Source organism: Stenotrophomonas sp. 115C5 (genome assembly GCF_056861055.1).
This window is the reverse complement of the sequence record NZ_JBSPUQ010000011.1, coordinates 63,242-83,249: the sequence shown is the minus strand read 5'-3', so window position 1 is coordinate 83,249 and position 20,008 is coordinate 63,242. Positions and strand designations below refer to the sequence as shown.

The following is a 20,008-nucleotide window of genomic DNA, read 5'->3' as shown; positions in this document are numbered from 1 at the left end:
CCTACCAAAGCGAGCCGAGCCACGAGCCTGGCAAGCAGACGTGGCGTCAGATCCACCAAAGCGTTGCTACCCTGGCAGGTACAGGTCCACGTAGTCGGTCACCGGCATCGCCGCCAGCGCCACCGGGTCCAGCGAAGCGGCCCAGATGCGCTGCTGCTGGGCGGTCGGGAAGCGATGGGCCAGGTGCCGGCGGAACTTGTCCATCAGCAGCGGAATGCCTTCCTCGCGGCGTCGGGCGTGGCCGAGCGGGTATTCCACCAGTACCTCCGGCAATTCGCTGCCGTCGGTAAAGCGCACGCTCAGGCCGTTGGCGATGCTGCGCTTGTCCGGATCCAGATAATCCGCGCTGAGCTGCGGGTCTTCATGGCAGGCCATCTTCGCGCGCAGCGCATCAATGCGCGGATCGGCGGCAACGTCGTCCTCGTAATCCTCGGCCACCAGCCGCCCGTGCAGCAACGCGATGGCGACCATGTACTGCACGCAGTGATCGCGGTCGGCCGGGTTATGCAACGGCCCCTGCTTGTCGATGATGCGGATGCAGGCTTCCTGGGTGCGGATGGCGATGTGCGCGATGTCCTCGGCCCGCCGTCCCATCGCGCGCAGCTGCTGGTGCAGCGTGACCGCCGCCTCCACTGCGGTCTGGCCGTGGAACTCGGCCGGGTAACTGATCTTGAACAGCACGTTCTCCATCACATAGCTGCCCAGCGGTCGCCCCAGCGTCAGTGCCTGACCGTGCATGGATACAGCCTCGAAGCCCCAGGTCGGCGCGCTCAGCACGCTGGGGTAGCCCATCTCGCCGCTGGCTGCCATCAGCGCCAGACGCACGCCACGACTGGTCGCATCGCCAGCGGCCCAGCTCTTGCGCGAGCCGGTATTGGGCGCGTGCCGGTAGGTACGCAGCGCCTGGCCATCAACCCAGGCCAGCGACACTGCATTGAGCATGCGTTCGCGGTCCAGGCCGAGCAGCTGCGCGACCACGGCGGTGGTGGCCACCTTGACCAGCACCACATGGTCCAGCCCGACGCGGTTGAAGGAATTCTGCAGGGCCAGCACGCCCTGGATCTCGTGCGCCTTGATCATCGCCAGCAGCACGTCGTGCACGGTCGGCGGCGGACGACGCAGGGCCTGCGCGTTGCGCCCCAGCCAATCAAGGACGGCAAGGATGCCGCCCAGGTTGTCCGATGGATGGCCCCATTCGGCGGCCAGCCAGGTGTCGTTGAAATCGAGCCAGCGCACCATTGCGCCGATGTTGAAGGCGGCCTGCACCGGGTCCAGCACGTAGTGCGTGCCCGGTACGCGCGCGCCGTTGACCACGCTGATGTCCGGAACCAGTGGGCCGAGCAGTTTGCTGCAGGCCGGGAAGGATAGCGCTTCCAGGCCGCAGCCCAGCGTATCAAGCAGGCAGTGATGCGCGGTCTGGAACGCCAGCGGTGAGTCGATGCGGGCGTCACGCACGTAATCGACGATATCCACCAGCAGCGCATCCCACGCTGCACGCTCGTTGGATGGGGTGTGGTTGTCGGACATCGTCGATCTCCTCGTTGCGGTGCGCAGTTGCCCGCGCACCATGCCAACCAAGGTTGGCATCTACCAAAGCAATCGGTCTCTGCGGCCCGGTAGTCGCCAACCCTGGTTGGCGTTTACCAGTACATCATTCGGCCGGCACCCGCACCTTGCCTTCCATCAGCACACGGGCGCTGCGGCTCATGATGGCCTTGGTCACTGTCCACTGGCCGTCAACGAGACCAGCCTGCGCACCCACGCGCAACGTGCCCGAGGGATGGCCGAAGGTCACCGCCTCACGTTCGCCGCCACCGGCGGCGCGATTGACGAGCGTGCCCGGGATTGCCGCGGCGGTACCGATCGCCACCGCCGCGGTACCCATCATCGCGTGGTGCAGCTTGCCCATCGACAACGCACGCGCGTGCAGGTCGATGGCCGACGCCGGGATCGCCTTGCCGCTGGACGACACGTAGTCCTGCGCCGGTGCCACGAAGGCCACCTTCGGCGTGTGCTGGCGGGTCGCCGCGTCTTCCAGGTTCCTGATCAGACCCATGCGCAAGGCGCCGTAGGCGCGGATCTTCTCAAAGCGCTCCAGCGCTCCCTTGTCCTCGTTGATCGCCGGCTGCAGCTCGGTACCGGTGTAGCCCAGGTCGGCGGCGTTGAGGAAGATCGTCGGGATGCCGGCGGTGATCATGGTCACCTCGAAGCTGCCCACGCCCGGCACCTCCAGGGTGTCTACCAGATTGCCAGTCGGGAACATCGCACCCGCGTCGCCATCATCGGACGGATCGATGAATTCGAGCTGGATCTCGGCCGCCGGGAAGGTCACGCCGTCCAGTTCGAAATCGCCGATCTCCTGCACTTCGCCGTCGCGCATCGGCACGTGGGCGATGATGGTCTTGCCGATGTTGGCCTGCCAGATGCGCACGGTGCACAGGCCATCGCGCGGCACGCGGGCGGGATCGATCAGGCCATTGGCAATCGCGAACGGGCCGACCGCGGTGCTGAGGTTGCCGCAGTTGCCGCTCCAATCAACGAAGGCGGTGTCGATCGAGACCTGGCCGTACAGATAGTCCACGTCGTGGTCCGGCACCGAGGCGGTGGAGATGATCACGCACTTGCTTGTGCTGGAGGTGGCGCCGCCCATGCCGTCGGTCTGCTTGCCATACGGATCGGGCGAGCCGATCACGCGCATCAGCAGCGCATCGCGCGCGGGACCCGGCACCTGCGCGGCTTCGGGCAGGTCCTGCAGGCGGAAGAACACGCCCTTGCTGGTGCCACCGCGCATGTAGGTGGCGGGAATGCGGAGTTGGGGGAGAAATGCCATGAAAGATCCCTTGCAATGAAAGACGGCCCGTTGCCGGGCCGTCGGTTGCGTCACGCTACCTTGGCGCCTTCCAGGAAGTCCTGTGCGAAGCGCTGCAGCACGCCGCCGGCCTCGTAGATGGCTACTTCCTCGTCGCTGTCCAGGCGGCAGGTGACCGGCACGATCACGTCCTGGCCGTCGCGGCGGTGGATGACCAGGGTCAGTTCGGCACGCGGGGTACGCTCGCCGATCACGTCAAAGGTCTCCGTGCCGTCGATGCCCAGGGTCAGGCGGGTGGTGCCCGGCTTGAACTCCAGCGGCAGCACGCCCATGCCGATCAGGTTGGTACGGTGGATGCGTTCGAAGCCCTCGGCCACGATCGCTTCCACGCCCGCCAGGCGCACACCCTTGGCGGCCCAGTCACGCGAGCTGCCCTGGCCGTAGTCGGCGCCGGCGATGATGATCAGCGGCTGCTTGCGGTCCATGTAGGTCTCGATCGCTTCCCACATGCGCATCACCTTGCCTTCCGGCTCCACGCGCGCCAGCGAGCCCTGCTTCACGCTGCCATCGTCGTTGCGCACCATCTCGTTGAACAGCTTCGGATTGGCGAAGGTGGCGCGCTGCGCGGTCAGGTGGTCGCCGCGGTGGGTGGCGTAGGAATTGAAGTCTTCTTCCGGCAGGCCCATCTTCGCCAGGTATTCGCCGGCGGCGCTGGAGGCCAGGATCGCGTTGGACGGCGACAGGTGGTCGGTGGTGATGTTGTCCGGCAGCACCGCCAGCGCGCGCATCCCTGCCAGCGTGCGCTCACCGGCCAGTGCACCCTCCCAGTACGGCGGGCGGCGGATGTAGGTGCTCTGCGGGCGCCAGTCGTACAGCGGGCTGACCGCGGCGCCGTTCTCCACGCGCACGTTGAACATCGGGTTGTAGACCTTGCGGAACTGTTCAGGCTTCACCGAAGCCTTGACCACGGCGTCGATCTCGGCGTCGCTCGGCCAGATGTCCTTCAGCCGCACCTCGTTGCCATCGGCGTCAACGCCCAGCACGTCCTTTTCGATATCGAAGCGGACGGTGCCGGCGATGGCATAGGCGATCACCAGCGGCGGCGAGGCCAGGAAGGCCTGCTTGGCGTATGGATGGATGCGGCCATCGAAGTTGCGGTTGCCCGACAGCACGGCCGTGGCGTACAGGTCACGGTCGATGATTTCCTGCTGGATCTTCGGGTCCAGCGCGCCGCTCATGCCATTGCAGGTCGTGCAGGCGAAGGCGACGATGCCGAAACCGAGCTGCTCCAGGTCCGGCAGCAGGCCGGACTCTTCCAGGTACAGCTGCACCGCCTTCGAGCCCGGCGCCAGCGACGACTTCACCCACGGCTTGCGCTGCAGGCCACGCGCGTTGGCGTTGCGCGCCAGCAGCGCGGCTGCGATCACGTTGCGCGGGTTGGAGGTGTTGGTGCAGCTGGTGATGGCGGCGATGATCACCGCGCCATCGGGCATCAGGCCCTGCGCCTGCTCGGCCTTGCCGGCTTCCAGCTTGGCTTCATCAGCAATGCCACGCTCGGCCAGCTCGGCGGTGGCCACGCGCTTGTGCGGGTTGGACGGGCCCGCCATGTTGCGCACCACGCTGGACAGGTCGAAGCGCAGCACGCGCTCGTACTGCGCGGTCGCCAGATCGTCGGCCCACAGGCCGGTGGTGCGTGCGTAGTTCTCCACCAGCGCCACCTGCGAATCCTCACGGCCGGTCAGGCGCAGGTAATCGATGGTCTGCCCGTCGATGTAGAACATCGCGGCGGTGGCACCGTATTCGGGGCACATGTTGGAGATGGTGGCGCGGTCACCGATGGTCAGTGCCGCAGCACCCTCGCCGAAGAACTCAAGATATGCACCGACCACGCGCTCCTTGCGCAGGAACTCGGTCAACGCCAGTACCACGTCAGTTGCGGTGATGCCCGGCTGCGGCTTGCCGGTCAACTCGACACCGATGATATCCGGCAGCCGCATCCACGACGCACGGCCCAGCATCACGTTCTCCGCTTCCAGGCCGCCAACACCAATCGCGATCACGCCCAGCGCGTCCACGTGCGGGGTGTGGCTGTCGGTGCCCACGCAGGTATCCGGGAAGGCCACGCCGTCCTGCACGTAGACCACCGGCGACATCTTCTCCAGGTTGATCTGGTGCATGATGCCGTTGCCCGGCGGAATCACGTCCACGTTCTCGAAGGCCAGCTTGGTCCAGTCGATGAAGTGGAAACGGTCTTCGTTGCGGCGGTCCTCGATGGCGCGGTTCTTCTCGAACGCCTGCGGATCGAAACCACCGCACTCCACCGCCAGCGAGTGATCGACGATCAGCTGCACCGGCACCACCGGATTCACCTTGGCCGGGTCGCCGCCCTTGTCGGCGATCGCATCACGCAGGCCGGCCAGGTCCACCAGCGCGGTCTGGCCGAGGATGTCGTGGCAGACCACGCGCGCCGGGAACCACGGGAAGTCGAGGTCGCGACGGCGCTCGATCAGCTGCTTCAGCGAATCGCTGAGCGTGGCCGGGTCGCAGCGGCGCACCAGGTTCTCGGCCAGCACGCGCGAGGTGTACGGCAGGGTGGCGTAGGCGCCGGGCTGGATCGCATCGACAGCGGCGCGCGCGTCGAAATAATCCAGCGCGCTGCCGGGGAGGTTCTTGCGGTAATCGGTATTCATGGGCTGGCGGAATGCTTGAGGCGGGCCGGGTGCCGGCGGTGCGGCGGCGAAAGCACCCGGCCGGCACGCGGCCGGCCGGATGGGTACAGCAGGTGGATCAGACGCGCTTGTCGATGGCGACGAAGTCGCGGTCTTCCGGACCGATGTAGTTGGCGCTCGGACGGATGATCTTGCCGTCGATGCGCTGCTCGACGATGTGCGCGCTCCAGCCGGCGGTGCGGGCGATCACGAACAGCGGGGTGAACATGGCGGTCGGCACGCCCATCATGTGGTAGCTGACGGCGCTGAACCAGTCCAGGTTCGGGAACATCTTCTTGATGTCCCACATCACCGATTCCAGGCGCTCGGCGATGTCGTACATCTTCATGCTGGACTGTTCTTCCGACAGCTCGCGGGCCACGTCCTTGATCACCTTGTTGCGCGGATCGGAGACGGTGTAGACCGGGTGGCCGAAACCAATCACCACTTCCTTGCGCTCGACGCGGGCCTTGATGTCTTCCTCGGCCTCATCGGGGGTGTCGTAGCGCTTCTGCACTTCGAACGCCACTTCGTTGGCGCCGCCGTGCTTCGGGCCGCGCAGGGCACCAATGCCACCGCAGATCGCGCTGTACATGTCGCTGCCGGTACCGGCGATGACGCGACACGTGAAGGTCGAGGCGTTGAACTCGTGTTCCGCGTACAGGATCAGCGAGGTGTGCATCGCCTTCACCCACGATTCCTGCGGCTTCTCGCCGTGCAGCAGGTGCAGGAAGTGGCCACCGATCGAGTCATCGTCGGTTTCCACGTCGATGGCGCGGCCGTTGTGGCTCCAGTGGTACCAGTACAGCAGCATCGAACCGAGGCAGGCCATCAGCTTGTCGGCGATGTCACGTGCGCCCGGATGGTTGTGATCGTCCTTCTCCGGCGCCACGCAGCCGAGCACGGACACGCCGGTGCGCATCACGTCCATCGGGTGTGCCGACGGCGGCAGTTCTTCCAGCGCCGCCTTCACCGCCGCCGGGATGCCACGCAGCGACTTCAGCTTGGCCTTGTACGAGACCAGCTCTGCGCGGGTCGGCAGCTTGCCGTGCACCAGCAGGTAGGCGATTTCCTCGAACTCGCTGGTGTTGGCTAGGTCCAGGATGTCGTAGCCACGGTAGTGCAGGTCGTTGCCACTACGGCCCACGCTGCACAGCGCGGTGTTGCCGGCAGCGGTGCCGGACAGGGCGACGGACTTCTTCGGCTTGAAGGTCGGGGTTGCGGTCGTATCGTTCATGTTTCCCTCCGAAAACTTGATGGTGCAGGGTACTGCTTATTTCTTGGCGGCGAACAGTGCATCGAGCTGCTGCTCGAACGCGTGGTAGCCGATGCGGTCGTAGAGTTCTTCGCGGGTCTGCATGGTCTCCACCACATTGCGCTGATGACCATCGCGGCGCACCGCCTGGTAGACGTTCTGGGCGGCCTTGTTGGCGGCGCGGAAAGCCGACAGCGGGAAAAGCTGGATGGCAACACCGGCCGACGCCAGTTCATCGCGACTGAACAGCGGGGTGGCGCCGAACTCGGTGATGTTGGCCAGCACCGGCACCTTCACCGCGTCGACGAAGCGGCAGTAGGTCTCCAGGTCGTAGGCGGCCTCGGCAAAGATGCCATCGGCACCGGCCTCGACGCAGGCGATGGCGCGCTCGATGGCCTTGTCCACGCCGTCCACCTGGATGGCGTCGGTGCGCGCGATCAGGAAGAATTCCGGATCGGTCTTGGCATCGGCAGCCGCCTTCACGCGGTCGACCATTTCACCCTGCGAGACGATCTCCTTGCCCGGACGGTGACCGCAGCGCTTGGCGCCAACCTGGTCCTCGATGTGGCAGGCGGCCGCGCCGGCCTTGATCAGCGACTTCACGGTGCGCGCGATGTTGAACGCGCTCGGGCCGAAGCCGGTATCGATGTCGACCATCAGCGGCAGGTCGCAGACATCGGTGATGCGGCGCACGTCCACCAGCACGTCTTCCAGGGTATTGATGCCCAGGTCAGGCAGGCCCAGCGAGCCGGCGGCCACACCGCCACCGGACAGGTAGATGGCACGGAAACCGGCGCGCTTGGCCAGCAGAGCGTGGTTGGCGTTGATCGCGCCGATCACCTGCAACGGCGATTCGGCAGCCAGCGCCTCACGGAAGCGGGCACCGGCAGAGAAAGGAGTGGAAGCGGTCATGCGGCAATCCAGGTTGAAGTACGGAAAAGAAAGCGCAAGCACCATGCCAAGCTGCAAGCCGTTGATTTCACGGGCATGACTGCCATGCAGCGGTGAAACAAATGAAACATTGAAACAGATGTATCATGAAACACCCCGTCCCACGCACGCCGCCATGTATCTGCCCCGCTCGCCCCTGCGCCACGCCGACGCCGACCCCGGTCGCCCGGTGATCTGGACCGTCAGCGTTTCGCGGCTGACCGGTCTGCTCGGCGACGTCATTCCGGAGTTCGACCGCCGCGCGCGCATCGAACAGATCAACCTCGGTTTCGAGGAAGCCGTGGACGTGATCGGCCAGCGCCTGCGCCGCGAGCACTGCGACGTGGTCATCGCAGGCGGCTCCAACGCGGCCTGGCTGCGCGGCCGGCTGGAGCTGCCGCTGGTGCCGATCCAAGCCAACGGCTTCGACCTGATGGAAGCGCTGGCCCGGGCACGACGGATCGCCAGCCGCATCGGCCTGGTCACCCACGCCAGCGACGTACCGGTGTTCAGCAACTTCCAGCAGAGTTTCGGCCTGGATATCGAGCATCGCCGTTTCGTCACCCGCGAGGACGCCCGCGACTGCATCGCTGACCTGCGCGCCAATGGCATCGAAGTGATCGTCGGCACCGGCATGGCCATCGATCACGCCGAACAGGCCGGCCTGCCCGGCGTGCTGCTGTACTCGGCCGACTCGGTGCGGCAGGCGTTCGAGCATGCGCTGGAACTGACCCAGACGCTGGCCCGCTCCAGTGGCAACCGATCCACCCCACGCCGGCGCCCGGCAGCACGGGCCGACGCGCATGAACTGCTCGGCGACAGCGATGCGATGGCACAGGTACGCGCACAGATCGCGCTTTATGCACCGCACGACAGCACCGTGCTGGTCAGTGGCGAAACCGGCACCGGCAAGGAACTGGTGGCACGCCAGCTGCACGCCGCCAGCGGTCGTCGTGGGCGTTTCGTCGCGCTGAACTGTGGCGCCATCAGCGAATCGCTGCTGGAGGCGGAGCTGTTCGGCTACAGCGATGGCGCCTTCACCGGCGCGCGGCGCGGCGGCCGCGTCGGCCTGGTCGAGGCCGCAGATGGCGGCACCTTGTTCCTGGATGAGATCGGCGAACTGCCGCTGCCGCTGCAGACCCGCCTGCTGCGCGTGCTGGAAGAGCGCGAAGTGCTGCGCGTGGGCGCAACCGAACCGACTCCGGTCGACCTGCGCGTGGTGGCCGCCACCCTGCAATCGCTGGAGCAGCGCGCGGCGACCGGGAGCTTCCGCCGCGATCTGTATTACCGCCTGGCCGCGCTGCGCATCGCCCTGCCCTCGCTGCGTGCCCGGCGCGGGGACATTCCGCTGCTGGCACAGCACTTCTTCCGCCAGCTGCGCGGCATCGACGCGCCACTGGACGAAGCTGCGATGGCAATGTTGACCACCGCCGAGTGGCCCGGCAACGTGCGCGAACTACGCAATCTGGTGGATCGCCTGCGCATCCACTGGCAGCCGGCTGAAGGGCCTATTGATGCTTCGCGACTGCTGCAGCTTGCGCCCGAGCTGACAAGCGAAGGCGCGACGGCACTGCCGCTGGAAAGCAACGGCAAACGCCCGCCGCGTGCGCAGCTGGAAGCATTGCTGCAGGAACATCGCAATGACCGCGAGGGCATGGCACAGGCGCTGGGCGTATCACGCACCACACTGTGGCGCTGGCTGCGCGCGGAGGGTCTGTAGAGCCGAGCATGGGCTCGGCTCTACAGCAACCCCAGCACCACCCCGACTTACGGGTACAACAGGCGCTTGCTCCAGCGGCCTTCGGCACCGGCTTCATAGCACCAGCGTTCGTGCAGGCGGAACTGCGCGCCGTACCAGAACTCGATGCGGTCAGGCACCACGCGCAGGCCGCTCCAGCCTTCAGGACGCGGCACGTCCTTGCCCTCGAAGCGGGCTTCGATCCCGGCAACGCGCGCATCGAACTCTTCACGCGTTGCCAGCGTCTTCGACTGCTGCGAGGCCCAGGCGCCGATCTGGCTCATGCGTGGGCGGCTGGCGAAATAGGCGTCGGCCTCGGCATCGGCAACCTGCTCCACACGGCCTTCAATGCGCACCTGGATGCCGGCTTCGCGCAGGCTGCGCCACAGGAACAGCAGCGCGGCCTGCGGGTTGGCATGGAGTTCCTGGCCCTTGTGGCTGTCCAGGTGGGTGTAGAAGACAAAGCCACGCTCATCGAACGCCTTCAGCAGCACGGTACGTGCCGAGGGACGGCCGTGCGTATCGGCAGTGGCCACGGTCATCGCGTTCGGCTCGACCTCGCGGCTCTGTTTGGCCTCTTCGAACAGGCCGGCAAACGTGGACAGGGCTTCGGCGTACAGGTCGCTCATGATTGCGTTCTTCTCACACGGATTGGGCTATTGTGGCTGCATGGCCGCTGCTGCGTATATGCCCCAGGTGAAAGGATTCCCCGAAACATTGGCCGAACAGGTGCTGGACGATGCACTGGGCAGCGGCGCAGCAGTTCCAGTATTGGCGATCAGCGGCCTGCAGGGGAGCGGCAAATCGACGCTGGCCGCGCAGGTGGTGGCACGTGCACAGGCACGCGGCCTGAACGCGGCGACGCTGTCGATCGATGATGTCTACCTGACCCGCGTGCAGCGCCAGCGACTGGCCCGCCAGGTGCACCCGCTGCTGATCACCCGCGGCCCGCCGGGCACTCACGACCTGCCGCTGGCCCATGCGGTATTGGACGCCGTGGCCGCGCGCCAGCCCTTCGCATTGCCCCGCTTCGACAAGCTGGCCGACGAACGACTACCCGAAGCGCAATGGCCACGTATCGAGCAGCCCCTCGACCTGCTGGTGTTCGAAGGCTGGTTCCTGGGCACGCCCGCTCAGAACGACGACGCACTGGACAGCCCACTGAACGCGCTGGAACGCGAAGCCGACGCCGACGGCCGCTGGCGTCGCTGGTGCAACCAGGCGCTGGCCCGCGACTACCCCGCGCTCTGGCAGCGCTGCGACCGCCTGTGGTTCCTGCAGCCGCCGGATTTTTCAGTGGTACCACGCTGGCGCTGGCAGCAGGAGCAGAACCTGCAGGCCGCGCAGCCGGGCCGGCACGGCATGAGCCGGCCACAACTGGAGCGCTTCGTGCAGTACTACGAGCGGGTCAGCCGCCAGGCGCTGCGTGCCCTGCCCGCCCTGGCCGACCACGTGGTGGTGCTGGACGGCCAGCGACAGGTGCAGGACGTGCGCTGAGCGCGCCTATTCCACCAGGAAGGTCACCCGCAGGTTGACCCGCCATTCGGTGATCTCGCCACTGCCATTGGTGACCACCTTGGTCTCGTTCACCCAGGCGCCCTGGATGCCCTTGACCGTCCCGGAGACCTTCTTCAGCCCGCTGCGCACGGCGTCCTCCACGCTTTTCGGCGAGGAGGCGGTAATTTCGATGACCTTGGCGACCGTCATGGCCTGTACTCCGGCTGGCGCGGGAGACCCCGCAGGAACGCCTACCCTGACGTGAAGAACGTAAAGGCCAGGGCACGGAGGTGTTAGCATCAGAGGGCATGAATCCTGCTCCGAACCTGATCCTGATCGGCCCGATGGGCGCCGGCAAAACCTGCATCGGCCGCCGCCTGGCCGAGCGCTTCACGCTGGACTTCGTCGATGTCGACCAGGCCATCGTCGATGCCGCCGGCGCCAGCATCCCGACCATCTTCGAGCACTCCGGCGAAGCCGGCTTCCGCAGCCATGAACGCGAGGCTCTGGCCCGCGTGCTGGGAGGCCGCGGCCAGCTGGTCTCCACCGGTGGCGGCGCGGTGCTGGATCCCGAAAACCGTGCACTGATCGCCGAGCGTGGCTTCGTGGTCTACCTGCGGGTCAGCGTGGCCGCGCAGCTTGAACGCCTGGCCCGCGACAAGGGCCGGCCGCTGCTGCAGCGCCCGGACCGCGAGCAGGTGCTGCACGATCTGGCCGCACACCGCGACCCGCTGTACCGCGAACTGGCCGACCTCACCCTCGATACCGACCCGTATACCGCTGCCGACGCGACCGCCCACCTGGTGGTCAAGCTGGCTACGCAATGGCAGCGCCAGGACCTGACCGCATGACTTCCCCCGCCCTGCTGCAGGTCGCCGTTGGCGGCGACCGCCCTTACTCCATCACCATCGGCGCCGGTGCCCAGGCCGACGGCGCCGCGCTGGCCTCGCATGTTCGCGGCCGCCACGTGCTGCTGCTCAGCGACAGCGAAGTGGCCCCACGCTATCTGGACGCCGTGAAGCAGACGCTGTTGGCTGCACGCCCCGACCTGATCGTCGGCGAGCATGTGCTGGCCGCGGGCGAAGCCTCCAAGACCCTGGCCGAGTTCGGCCGTGCGATCGAAGCACTGGCCGCGCTCGGCGCCACCCGCGACGCCTGTGTGTTCGCCCTCGGCGGTGGCGTGGTCGGTGATCTCGCCGGTTTTGCAGCCGCCTGCTGGATGCGCGGCGTGGACTGCGTGCAGCTGCCGACCACCCTGTTGGCGATGGTCGATTCGTCGGTGGGCGGCAAGACCGCGGTCGACATTCCGGCCGGCAAGAACCTGGTCGGCGCCTTCCATCCGCCGCGTGCGGTCATTGCCGATACCCGCGTGCTGGCCACCCTGCCGCCGCGCGAGCTGCGCGCCGGCCTGGCCGAAGTGGTGAAGTACGGCGCGCTGGGCGATGCGGTGTTCTTCGAATGGCTGCAGCAGCACGCCGATGCGCTGCTGGACGGCGAGGATGCGGTGCTGGCCGAGGCAATTGCACGCAGCTGCCGGCACAAAGCCGCCATCGTCGAGCGCGATGCGTTCGAGAAGGGCGAGCGTGCCCTGCTCAATCTGGGCCACACCTTCGGCCATGCCATCGAGACCGAACAGGGCTACTCGGCCCCGGGCCGCGATGCGCTGAACCACGGCGAGGCCGTGGCGGTGGGCATGGTGCTGGCGGCGAAGCTGTCCACCCACCTGGGCCTGGCCGAGGATGCCGACCGCGCGCGCCTGCAGTCGCTTCTGGAACGCCTCGGCCTGCCGGTGGCGATCCCGGCCGGGCTGGACCCGCAGGCCCTGCTTGGCCGTATGCGGCTGGACAAGAAGAACGTGGCCGGCCGCCTGCGCCTGGTGCTGTGGCGCGGCATGGGCCGCGCCGAAGTGGTGCCGGACGTGGATGAAGCGGCGGTGCTGAAGGTGTTGGGCGCGGGCTGACCTTTCCGCGTTCGCCGGGCATGGCCCGGCGCTGACGGATTGTGCCGCGGCATGAAGCGCAGCCGAGCGCGGGCTCGGCTCTACAGGTCCGTGCCGCCCCGGGGCGATACAATCGGCGCCATGCACGTCTACCTGCAACATCCCGACGCCGGTGCGCAGGCACCGCGCTTCCTGCGCCTGACGCTGGTCCCGGACCTGTTCGGCGGCTGGGAACTGCTGCGCGAGAGCGGCCGCGTCAGTGCCCGCTCGCAGCTGCGGCGCGAGCTGTTCCTGCAGGCCGACGAAGCCCGCCATGCTTTCGAGAAGGCCCGCGATGCCGAACTGCATCGCGGCTTCCAGATCCTTTCGCACGGCGACTGACGCCGCTGCCAACTTTCGTCCAAGGAATGCCCATCGTGACCAGCCCTCTCCGCAATGATCGCCTGCTGCGCGCCCTGCGCCGCGAACCGGTGGACTGCACCCCCGTCTGGCTGATGCGCCAGGCCGGCCGCTACCTGCCGGAGTACCGCGCGACCCGGGCCAAGGCCGGCAGCTTCCTGGCCATGGCCAAGAATCCGGAGATCGCCTGCGAAGTCACCCTGCAGCCGCTGCGCCGCTTCCCGCTGGACGCGGCCATCCTGTTCTCGGACATCCTCACCATCCCCGATGCGATGGGTCTGGAGCTGTACTTCGTCGAAGGCGAAGGCCCGAAGTTCCGCCACCCGGTGCGTGATGAAGCGGCCATCGCCAGGCTGGCGGTGCCGGACATGGAGCAGGACCTGGGCTATGTGATGGACGCCGTGCGCCTGATCCGCCGCGAACTGGATGGCCAGGTGCCGTTGATCGGCTTCTCCGGCAGCCCGTGGACGCTGGCCTGCTACATGGTGGAAGGCGGTGGCAGCAAGGACTTTGCGCGCATCAAGGCGATGGCGCTGAACCACCCCCAGGCCCTGCACCGCCTGCTGGAGGTCACCACTGAAGCGGTGATCGCCTACCTCGGCGCGCAGCGTGCGGCTGGTGCGCAGGCGCTGCAGGTGTTCGACACCTGGGGTGGCGTGCTGTCGCCGTCGATGTACCGCGAGTTCTCGCTGCGTTACCTGCGGCGCATTGCCGAGGGCCTGGAGCGTGGCGAAGGCAGCGAGCGCACGCCGCTGATCCTGTTCGGCAAGGGCACCGGCCTGCACCTGGAAGCGCTGTCGCAGACCGGCGCCGATGCGCTGGGCCTGGACTGGACGCTGGACCTGGACGAGGCCATGCGCCGCACCGGTGGCCGAGTTGCCCTGCAGGGCAACCTCGACCCGACCACGCTGTACGCCTCGCCGGATGCGATCGCCGCCGCTGCCGCACGCGTGCTCGACACCTATGCCGCGGGCAACGGTGGTTCGCGCGAGGGCCATGTGTTCAATCTTGGCCACGGCATGTCGCCGGACATGGATCCAGCCCACGTGCAGGTGCTGGTCGACGCGGTGCACGCGCACAGCCAGCGCTGAGCATTCGGCATACGGTTGCGGCGCGATGTTGATCGCGCCGTGACCCGCAGTGCGCGATCATGGTCTCCCCCACGCTGCACCGGCCGCGCCCCATGTCCACCTCGCCATCGACCTACAACCGCCAGCGCCCCCTGCTGTGGTTGGTTTCGTTGGCGATCTTCATGCAGATGCTGGACTCGACCATCGTCAACACGGCGTTGCCGGCGATGGCCGCCAGCCTGGGCGAAAGCCCGCTGCAGATGCAGTCGGTGGTGTTCAGCTATGCGCTGGCGGTGGCTACCTTCATTCCCGCCTCCGGCTGGATCGCTGACCGCTACGGCACCCGCCGCACCTTCCTGGTGGCGATCATCCTGTTCACCCTCGGCTCGCTGGCCTGCGCGCTGGCCCAGCACCTGCACCAGCTGGTCGGTGCGCGCGTGCTGCAGGGTATCGGTGGCGCGATGCTGCTGCCGGTCGGTCGCCTGGCGGTGATGCGTTCGGTGCCGCGCGAGGATTTCCTGCGCGCGATGAGCTTCATCGCCATCCCGGCCCTGGTCGGCCCGTTGATCGGTCCGACGCTGGGCGGCTGGCTGGTCGAGATCGCCTCGTGGCACTGGGTGTTCCTGATCAACCTGCCGATCGGCGTGATCGGTTTCATCGCCGCGATGAAGATCATGCCCGACCACTACGCCAGCCATCGCACCCGCTTCGACCTGCGTGGCTACATCATGCTGGCCTTCGCGATGGTGGTGCTGTCACTGGCGCTGGACGGCATCTCTGGACTCGGCACGCCACATGCGCTGGTGATGCTGATGACCGTGGCCGGCCTGGCTGCGCTGGTGGGCTACTGGCTGCACGCCGCCAACTCCACCGCCCCCTTGTTCTCGCTGGCCCTGTTCCGCGTGCCCAGCTATCGCATCGGTATCCTCGGCAACCTGTTCTCGCGCATCGGCAGCAGCGCCATGCCGATGCTGATCCCGCTGCTGCTGCAGGTCGGCCTGGGCCTGGGCCCGATGAACGCCGGCCTGATGATGGTGCCGGTGGCAGCGGCCGGCATGGTGTCGAAGAAGCTGGCGGTAAAGCTGGTCGAGCGCTACGGCTACCGCCGCGTGCTGATGGTCAACACCGTGCTGGTCGGCCTGGCGATGGCCAGCTTCATCCTGATGACACCGGGCCAGCACCTGGCCTGGCGCCTGCTGCAGCTGGCGTTCTTCGGCGCAGTCAATTCCCTGCAGTTCACCGTGATGAACACCGTGACCCTGCGCGACCTGGACCGCGAATTCGCCAGTTCCGGCAACAGCCTGCTGTCGATGGTGATGATGCTGGCCGCTGGTTTCGGTGCCGCCGCTGCGGGCAGCCTGCTGGCCGCGTTCGGCAACCACCTGGACAGCAACAGCGCCACCGCCGCGCTGCATGCGACGTTCCTGTGCGTGGGCGCGATCACCCTGACTTCGACGATGATCTTCTGGCAGCTGCCCGATACCAAGCCGGAGCCACGGCAGGTCGAGCACGTAGCGGAATAAGGGGGTTCGGCAGGGCCTGCGGCCCTGCACCCGCTACACGCAACGGCAACAGCTGAAGCAACAGCCAAAGCAGAATTCCGTGGGATGGCGGGGTACCGTGGGTTTGCGGGGCCGCCGTGAACCCGTCCATGGGGGCTTGGTCGCCGCATCCATGCGGCTCACACCCCGCAAACCCACGGCACCCCGCCTTCGACAGTTTCCCGGTGGCCTGTAGAGCCACGCCATGCATGGATGAATCTCCATCGAGATCGAATATTTCGAATTGAAATCGAAACGCATCCACGCATGGCGTGGATCTACTGCAGATCGCAGGATTCTGTCGAAGGCGGGGTGGGTCCGGTTGCGGGAGTGTCCGCGGCATGGATGCCGCGGCCAAGCCCCCATGGATGGGTTTACGGCGTCTCCCACAACCGGATCCACCCCGCCATCCCACAGGAAGCCAGCTTTTGCTTCGGCTGTTGCTTCAGCTGTTGCCGTTGCGTGTAGCGGGTGCAGGGCCGCAGGCCCTGCCGAACCCCTACCTGCCCATCACCCGGGCGATCGCTTCCACCAGCAGCTCACCGGTCACCGGCTTGCGCAGGAAACCGCCGATGCCGGCCGCTTCCACCTGCTGCTGCAGGTCCGGATCGGTCCGCGCGGTCACGGCAAGCAGCGGCAGCATATAGCCCTGGTTGCGCAGGTGCTGGGCCAGCTCGAAGCCACTCAGGCCCGGCAGGTCAAGATCCAGCAGGCCGACGTCGAAATCACCGGCGCTGATCTCGCGCAGCGCCGCCAGCGCATGCCCCGCATGCACGACCTCGTGCCCGCGCGCACTCAGCAACCCGCGCACCACGTCGGCCACGGTCGCATCGTCCTCCACCAGCAGTACCCGCAATGGCGGCATGTTGGCCGCGTCCTCGCGGTGCGTTTCGCCATCTGCTTCGGCATTGGCATCGACCACCATCGGCAACGGCAACGTCACGCCGAAGCAGGTGCCGCGACCGAGTTGGCTCTCCACCTGGATCCGCCCCTGCATCGCGTGCGCCAGTTCGCGGCAGATCGCCAGGCCCAGGCCACTGCCACCGTACTGCGCCGCGGTACGTGCACCATCGGCCTGCTCGAAGCGGCGGAACAGGCGTTGCTGTTGTTCCTGGCTGATGCCGGGGCCGGTGTCGCGCACTTCGAAATGCAGCGATCGCAGCTCGGCGTCGCCGCGCGCGTGCAGGGTGATGGTGCCGCGGCTGGTGAACTTGACCGCATTCGAGAGCAGATTCAGCAGAATCTGCCGGACCCGCATTGCATCGCCGGTGGCCTGCAGGCCGGGGGGCAGCTGGTTGTCGAGGGTGAAACGCAGGCCCTTCTGCGCCGCCAACGGCCCCATCAGCGCGGTCAGGTCCTGCAGCAGGCTGCTCAGTGCGAACGGCTTGTGCTGCAATTCCAGACGACCCGATTCGATCCGCGCAAGGTCCAGCGCATCGTTGACCAGGTGCAGCAGGTGCTCGCCGGCATGGCGGATCGATTGCGTATAGCCGCGCTGCTGCGGATCCAGAGGCGAGGACAGCAGCAGCTCGCTCATGCCCAGCACACCGGTCATCGGCGTGCGGATCTCATGGCCAAGGTTGGCCAGGAAGCGGGTCTTGGCCGCCGACGCCTGTTCGGCCAGCTCCTGCTTGTGCAGCGCCAGCTGATAGGCGTGGCGACGCTGCAGGCGACGACGGTACAGCCAGGCGAACCAGCTGGTCAGCAGCAGCGCGAACGAGGCCAGCACCAGCAGGCCGGACAAGCTGCGCCACCACGGTGGCTGCACGCGGAACTCCAGGCTCTGCACCCGTGACCAGACATGGTCGGCCGACCGCGCCTGCACTTCCAGCCGATAGCTGCCCGGTGCCAGCCGCGAGAACAGGCGCTCACCGGCTGGTCCCACTTCCACCCAGTCCGGGTCGTAGCCAGCCAACCGGTAACGATAGGTATTGGACGCCGAATCGGCGAACGACAGCAGGCGCGCGACGATGCGCAGATCGCGGTCGCCATCGGCGATCTGCAACGGCGTGTCGTGGGTGAGGTCCAGCACCTGCTCGTTGCGGCGCACCTCCACCCGCTCGATCACCAGCGGCGCACGCCGCATCGAGGGCCGCACCTGCTCCGGGTCGAACACCACCACACCGGCCGGCGTACCCGCCACCAGATGGCCGTCTCCCGACATCACCAGCGTGTGCTCACGGAATTCCTGACTCGGCAGGCCGTCGTGCACGCCATATAGGCGCACGCTCTGGCCATCGGCACCGATGCGCACCAGGCCACGCGCACTGGTTGCCCACGCTACCCCCTGGGCATCGACCACCAGTCCCGAGGCGGAGATCGCCGGGTAGCCCTGCTCGGCACCGATCACGGCCTGCCGCTCCAGCCGGCCCTGGCTCCAGCGGTAGCGCGACAGGCGACCATCCTCGGACAGCCAGACCTGGCCATCGCTTCCCACGTGCAGAGCATGGATCGCGGTCGCCGGTGCACCCGGCACCGGCTGGAAACGCTCGCTTTCCGGCAGCCACTGCAGCAGGCCACGGCTGCTGGCCAACCAGATATGGTCCTGAGGCCCGCATTCCACGTCGAGATTGAGCTGGCCCTGCTGCAATCCGCGCTGGCCATTGTCCAGCTGGCGCCGCAGGCGCCCATCCAGATCGCGCTGCTGAAGACCCGCCGACAGCATCAGCCAGAGACTGTCACCATCACAGGTCATCATCGATTCGATGACCCCTTCCATGGTCGCGTCGGCGCCGGCGTCCCGGCCCCAGCGGCGCAGATCACGCCGCTTCGGGTCATAGCGCAGCAGCGCGTCGTTGGAACCGATCCAGACCTGGCCGCGGCGATCCTCGCGCACCGAGGTCAGCCAGTGCATGCCGTTGACCCAGGTGCGGTGCTGTTCGATGCTGCCGGTCTTCGGATCGAAGCGGTCCAGCGCGCCGTGGCTGCCGACCGTCCAGATGCCGCCGTTGCTGGACGGGCTGGTACCCAGCACGAAAGCATTGCGCAGCGAGCGGGGGTCGTCCTCCAGTCGCGACAGCACCGAGAACTGCCACCAACGCGGCAGCAAGTGCCAGAGGCCGGCGTTGGTGCTGGCCAGCCAGATACCCCCCTCGCGATCCTCGTAGGCGCCGGTCCAGTTCGGGCGCACCGGACCACGCGCCACGGCGCTGTACAGAGGCACGGCCTGGTACTGGCCATCGACCGCCCGGCCAAGGCCGGTGCGGGTGTCCAGCCAGTGCCCGCCCTGCTCGTCGCGCAGCATCATGCCCAGCACCTGTTCGCCTTCGGGCAGCTTCCAGAACGGCGCCTCGAAACGACCGTCGGGGCGACGCACGACGGCACCGGCCATCGTGCTGATCCAGAGGCTGCCATCGGGCTCGGCCGTCAGGCCATTGATCAGCTGGCTGGGAACGATGCCGGCACCGACCCGTTCAAAGTCCGTGCCGGTCCAGCGCGCGACGCCATGCTTGGTGCCGATCCACAGGCTGCCATCGGCCAGGGTTGCCAGGTACGGCACCGATGCGGCCGGCAGGCTACGTGGGTTGTTCGCTTCGGGCAGGAAGCGCTGCAGCCGGTCCTGGTTGTCCAGGCGGTACAGACCACCTTCGTGGGTGCCGAACCAGACCGAACCATCCGGCGTGGTGGCCAGGCTCCAGACCGTGTTGGTGCCCATCAACGGCTGGCTGCTGCGGTCGTAGAAATGCAGCTGGCGGCGATCGGCCGACATCCGTACAAGACCGGCGTTCTCGGTGCCGATCCAGAGCTGGTTGCGGGCATCGACCAGCACCGTCCAGATGCGGTTGTCGCGCAGGCCGTCTTCCGAACGCCAGATCCGGTAGTTGCGCCCGTCATAGCGGGCCAGGCCGTCGTTGGTGGCGATCCAGAGGTAACCGTAACGATCCTCGGCCATGCGGTTCACGGTATTGGACGGCAAGCCATCGAACACCGTCACCTGGCGCGGGCTCGGTGGCACCGGCTGCGCCGCAGCGGGCGACAGGCAGCACAGGAGGACCAGCAGCAGCATCGCCGCCCGCAGATACACCACCGATTGCCTCCTCACGCTGCTTCTGATGATTCCCGCACTACGGGCGTCGGCATGGTAAACCGAAAGTCGCGCCGTTCACGCCCGGCGCTGGCGCA

At 67.2% G+C, this 20,008-nt stretch carries 15 protein-coding genes; 7 read left to right on the top strand and 8 right to left on the bottom strand.

What is annotated here, in order from left to right; genetic code table 11:
* Nucleotides 1–66: 66 nt before the first annotated feature.
* The 5 genes from AC13FN_RS14005 to prpB form a co-directional block, all read right to left on the bottom strand.
* The gene (locus tag AC13FN_RS14005; protein ID WP_482984946.1) at nt 67–1,527 is read right to left on the bottom strand and encodes a bifunctional 2-methylcitrate dehydratase/aconitate hydratase; all 1,461 of its coding nucleotides are present in this window, start codon (nt 1,525–1,527) and stop codon (nt 67–69) included.
* Between the two features lie 124 nt (nt 1,528–1,651).
* The gene (gene prpF / locus AC13FN_RS14000) at nt 1,652–2,830 is read right to left on the bottom strand and encodes a 2-methylaconitate cis-trans isomerase PrpF (RefSeq protein ID WP_054172323.1); all 1,179 of its coding nucleotides are present in this window, start codon (nt 2,828–2,830) and stop codon (nt 1,652–1,654) included.
* A gap of 50 nt (nt 2,831–2,880) precedes the next feature.
* Nucleotides 2,881–5,499, bottom strand: coding sequence for a Fe/S-dependent 2-methylisocitrate dehydratase AcnD (gene acnD / locus AC13FN_RS13995; RefSeq protein WP_482984947.1), 2,619 nt, complete (start codon nt 5,497–5,499; stop codon nt 2,881–2,883).
* Between the two features lie 97 nt (nt 5,500–5,596).
* Nucleotides 5,597–6,754 carry a bifunctional 2-methylcitrate synthase/citrate synthase gene (gene prpC, locus AC13FN_RS13990; protein ID WP_010482770.1) on the bottom strand — a complete coding sequence of 386 codons (1,158 nt, stop codon included), beginning with the start codon at nt 6,752–6,754 and terminating at the stop codon, nt 5,597–5,599.
* A 36-nt stretch (nt 6,755–6,790) separates the two neighbouring features.
* Nucleotides 6,791–7,684: a methylisocitrate lyase gene (gene prpB / locus AC13FN_RS13985; protein WP_482984948.1), complete on the bottom strand. Its 894-nt coding sequence runs from the start codon at nt 7,682–7,684 to the stop codon at nt 6,791–6,793.
* A 154-nt stretch (nt 7,685–7,838) separates the two neighbouring features.
* Between prpB and prpR the strand changes: the two genes are divergently transcribed.
* The gene (prpR, locus tag AC13FN_RS13980; RefSeq protein WP_482984949.1) at nt 7,839–9,422 is read left to right on the top strand and encodes a propionate catabolism operon regulatory protein PrpR; all 1,584 of its coding nucleotides are present in this window, start codon (nt 7,839–7,841) and stop codon (nt 9,420–9,422) included.
* Nucleotides 9,423–9,469: 47 nt separating this feature from the next.
* Here the strand turns inward: prpR and pdxH are convergent, their stop codons facing one another.
* On the bottom strand, nt 9,470–10,069 hold the full coding sequence (pdxH, locus tag AC13FN_RS13975) for a pyridoxamine 5'-phosphate oxidase (protein WP_049435253.1): 600 nt from the start codon (nt 10,067–10,069) through the stop codon (nt 9,470–9,472).
* Nucleotides 10,070–10,109: 40 nt separating this feature from the next.
* Between pdxH and AC13FN_RS13970 the strand changes: the two genes are divergently transcribed.
* A complete protein-coding gene (locus tag AC13FN_RS13970; protein ID WP_217013995.1) occupies nt 10,110–10,937 on the top strand; it encodes a kinase in 828 nt (275 codons plus the stop codon).
* A gap of 6 nt (nt 10,938–10,943) precedes the next feature.
* Here the strand turns inward: AC13FN_RS13970 and AC13FN_RS13965 are convergent, their stop codons facing one another.
* Entirely contained in the window at nt 10,944–11,147 is a 204-nt protein-coding gene (locus AC13FN_RS13965; RefSeq protein WP_049435250.1) for a dodecin family protein, read from the bottom strand.
* 98 nt (nt 11,148–11,245) lie between these two features.
* Between AC13FN_RS13965 and AC13FN_RS13960 the strand changes: the two genes are divergently transcribed.
* From AC13FN_RS13960 to mdtD, 5 genes are all read left to right on the top strand, one after another.
* Nucleotides 11,246–11,788: a shikimate kinase gene (locus AC13FN_RS13960; RefSeq protein WP_049435248.1), complete on the top strand. Its 543-nt coding sequence runs from the start codon at nt 11,246–11,248 to the stop codon at nt 11,786–11,788.
* Nucleotides 11,785–12,897 carry a 3-dehydroquinate synthase gene (gene aroB, locus AC13FN_RS13955; RefSeq protein WP_482984950.1) on the top strand — a complete coding sequence of 371 codons (1,113 nt, stop codon included), beginning with the start codon at nt 11,785–11,787 and terminating at the stop codon, nt 12,895–12,897. Before AC13FN_RS13960 ends, aroB begins: the two co-directional genes overlap by 4 nt.
* A 120-nt stretch (nt 12,898–13,017) precedes the next feature.
* A complete protein-coding gene (locus AC13FN_RS13950) occupies nt 13,018–13,257 on the top strand; it encodes a WGR domain-containing protein (RefSeq protein ID WP_054172327.1) in 240 nt (79 codons plus the stop codon).
* A 26-nt stretch (nt 13,258–13,283) separates the two neighbouring features.
* Nucleotides 13,284–14,366 carry a uroporphyrinogen decarboxylase gene (gene hemE / locus AC13FN_RS13945; protein WP_480981976.1) on the top strand — a complete coding sequence of 361 codons (1,083 nt, stop codon included), beginning with the start codon at nt 13,284–13,286 and terminating at the stop codon, nt 14,364–14,366.
* Between the two features lie 92 nt (nt 14,367–14,458).
* Complete coding sequence (gene mdtD, locus AC13FN_RS13940) at nt 14,459–15,868, top strand: multidrug transporter subunit MdtD (protein WP_010482759.1); 1,410 nt, start codon at nt 14,459–14,461, stop codon at nt 15,866–15,868.
* Between the two features lie 517 nt (nt 15,869–16,385).
* On the opposite strand, the gene AC13FN_RS13935 is transcribed toward mdtD, so the two are convergent.
* Entirely contained in the window at nt 16,386–19,913 is a 3,528-nt protein-coding gene (locus AC13FN_RS13935) for a hybrid sensor histidine kinase/response regulator (RefSeq protein WP_401740810.1), read from the bottom strand.
* Nucleotides 19,914–20,008 lie beyond the last annotated feature (95 nt).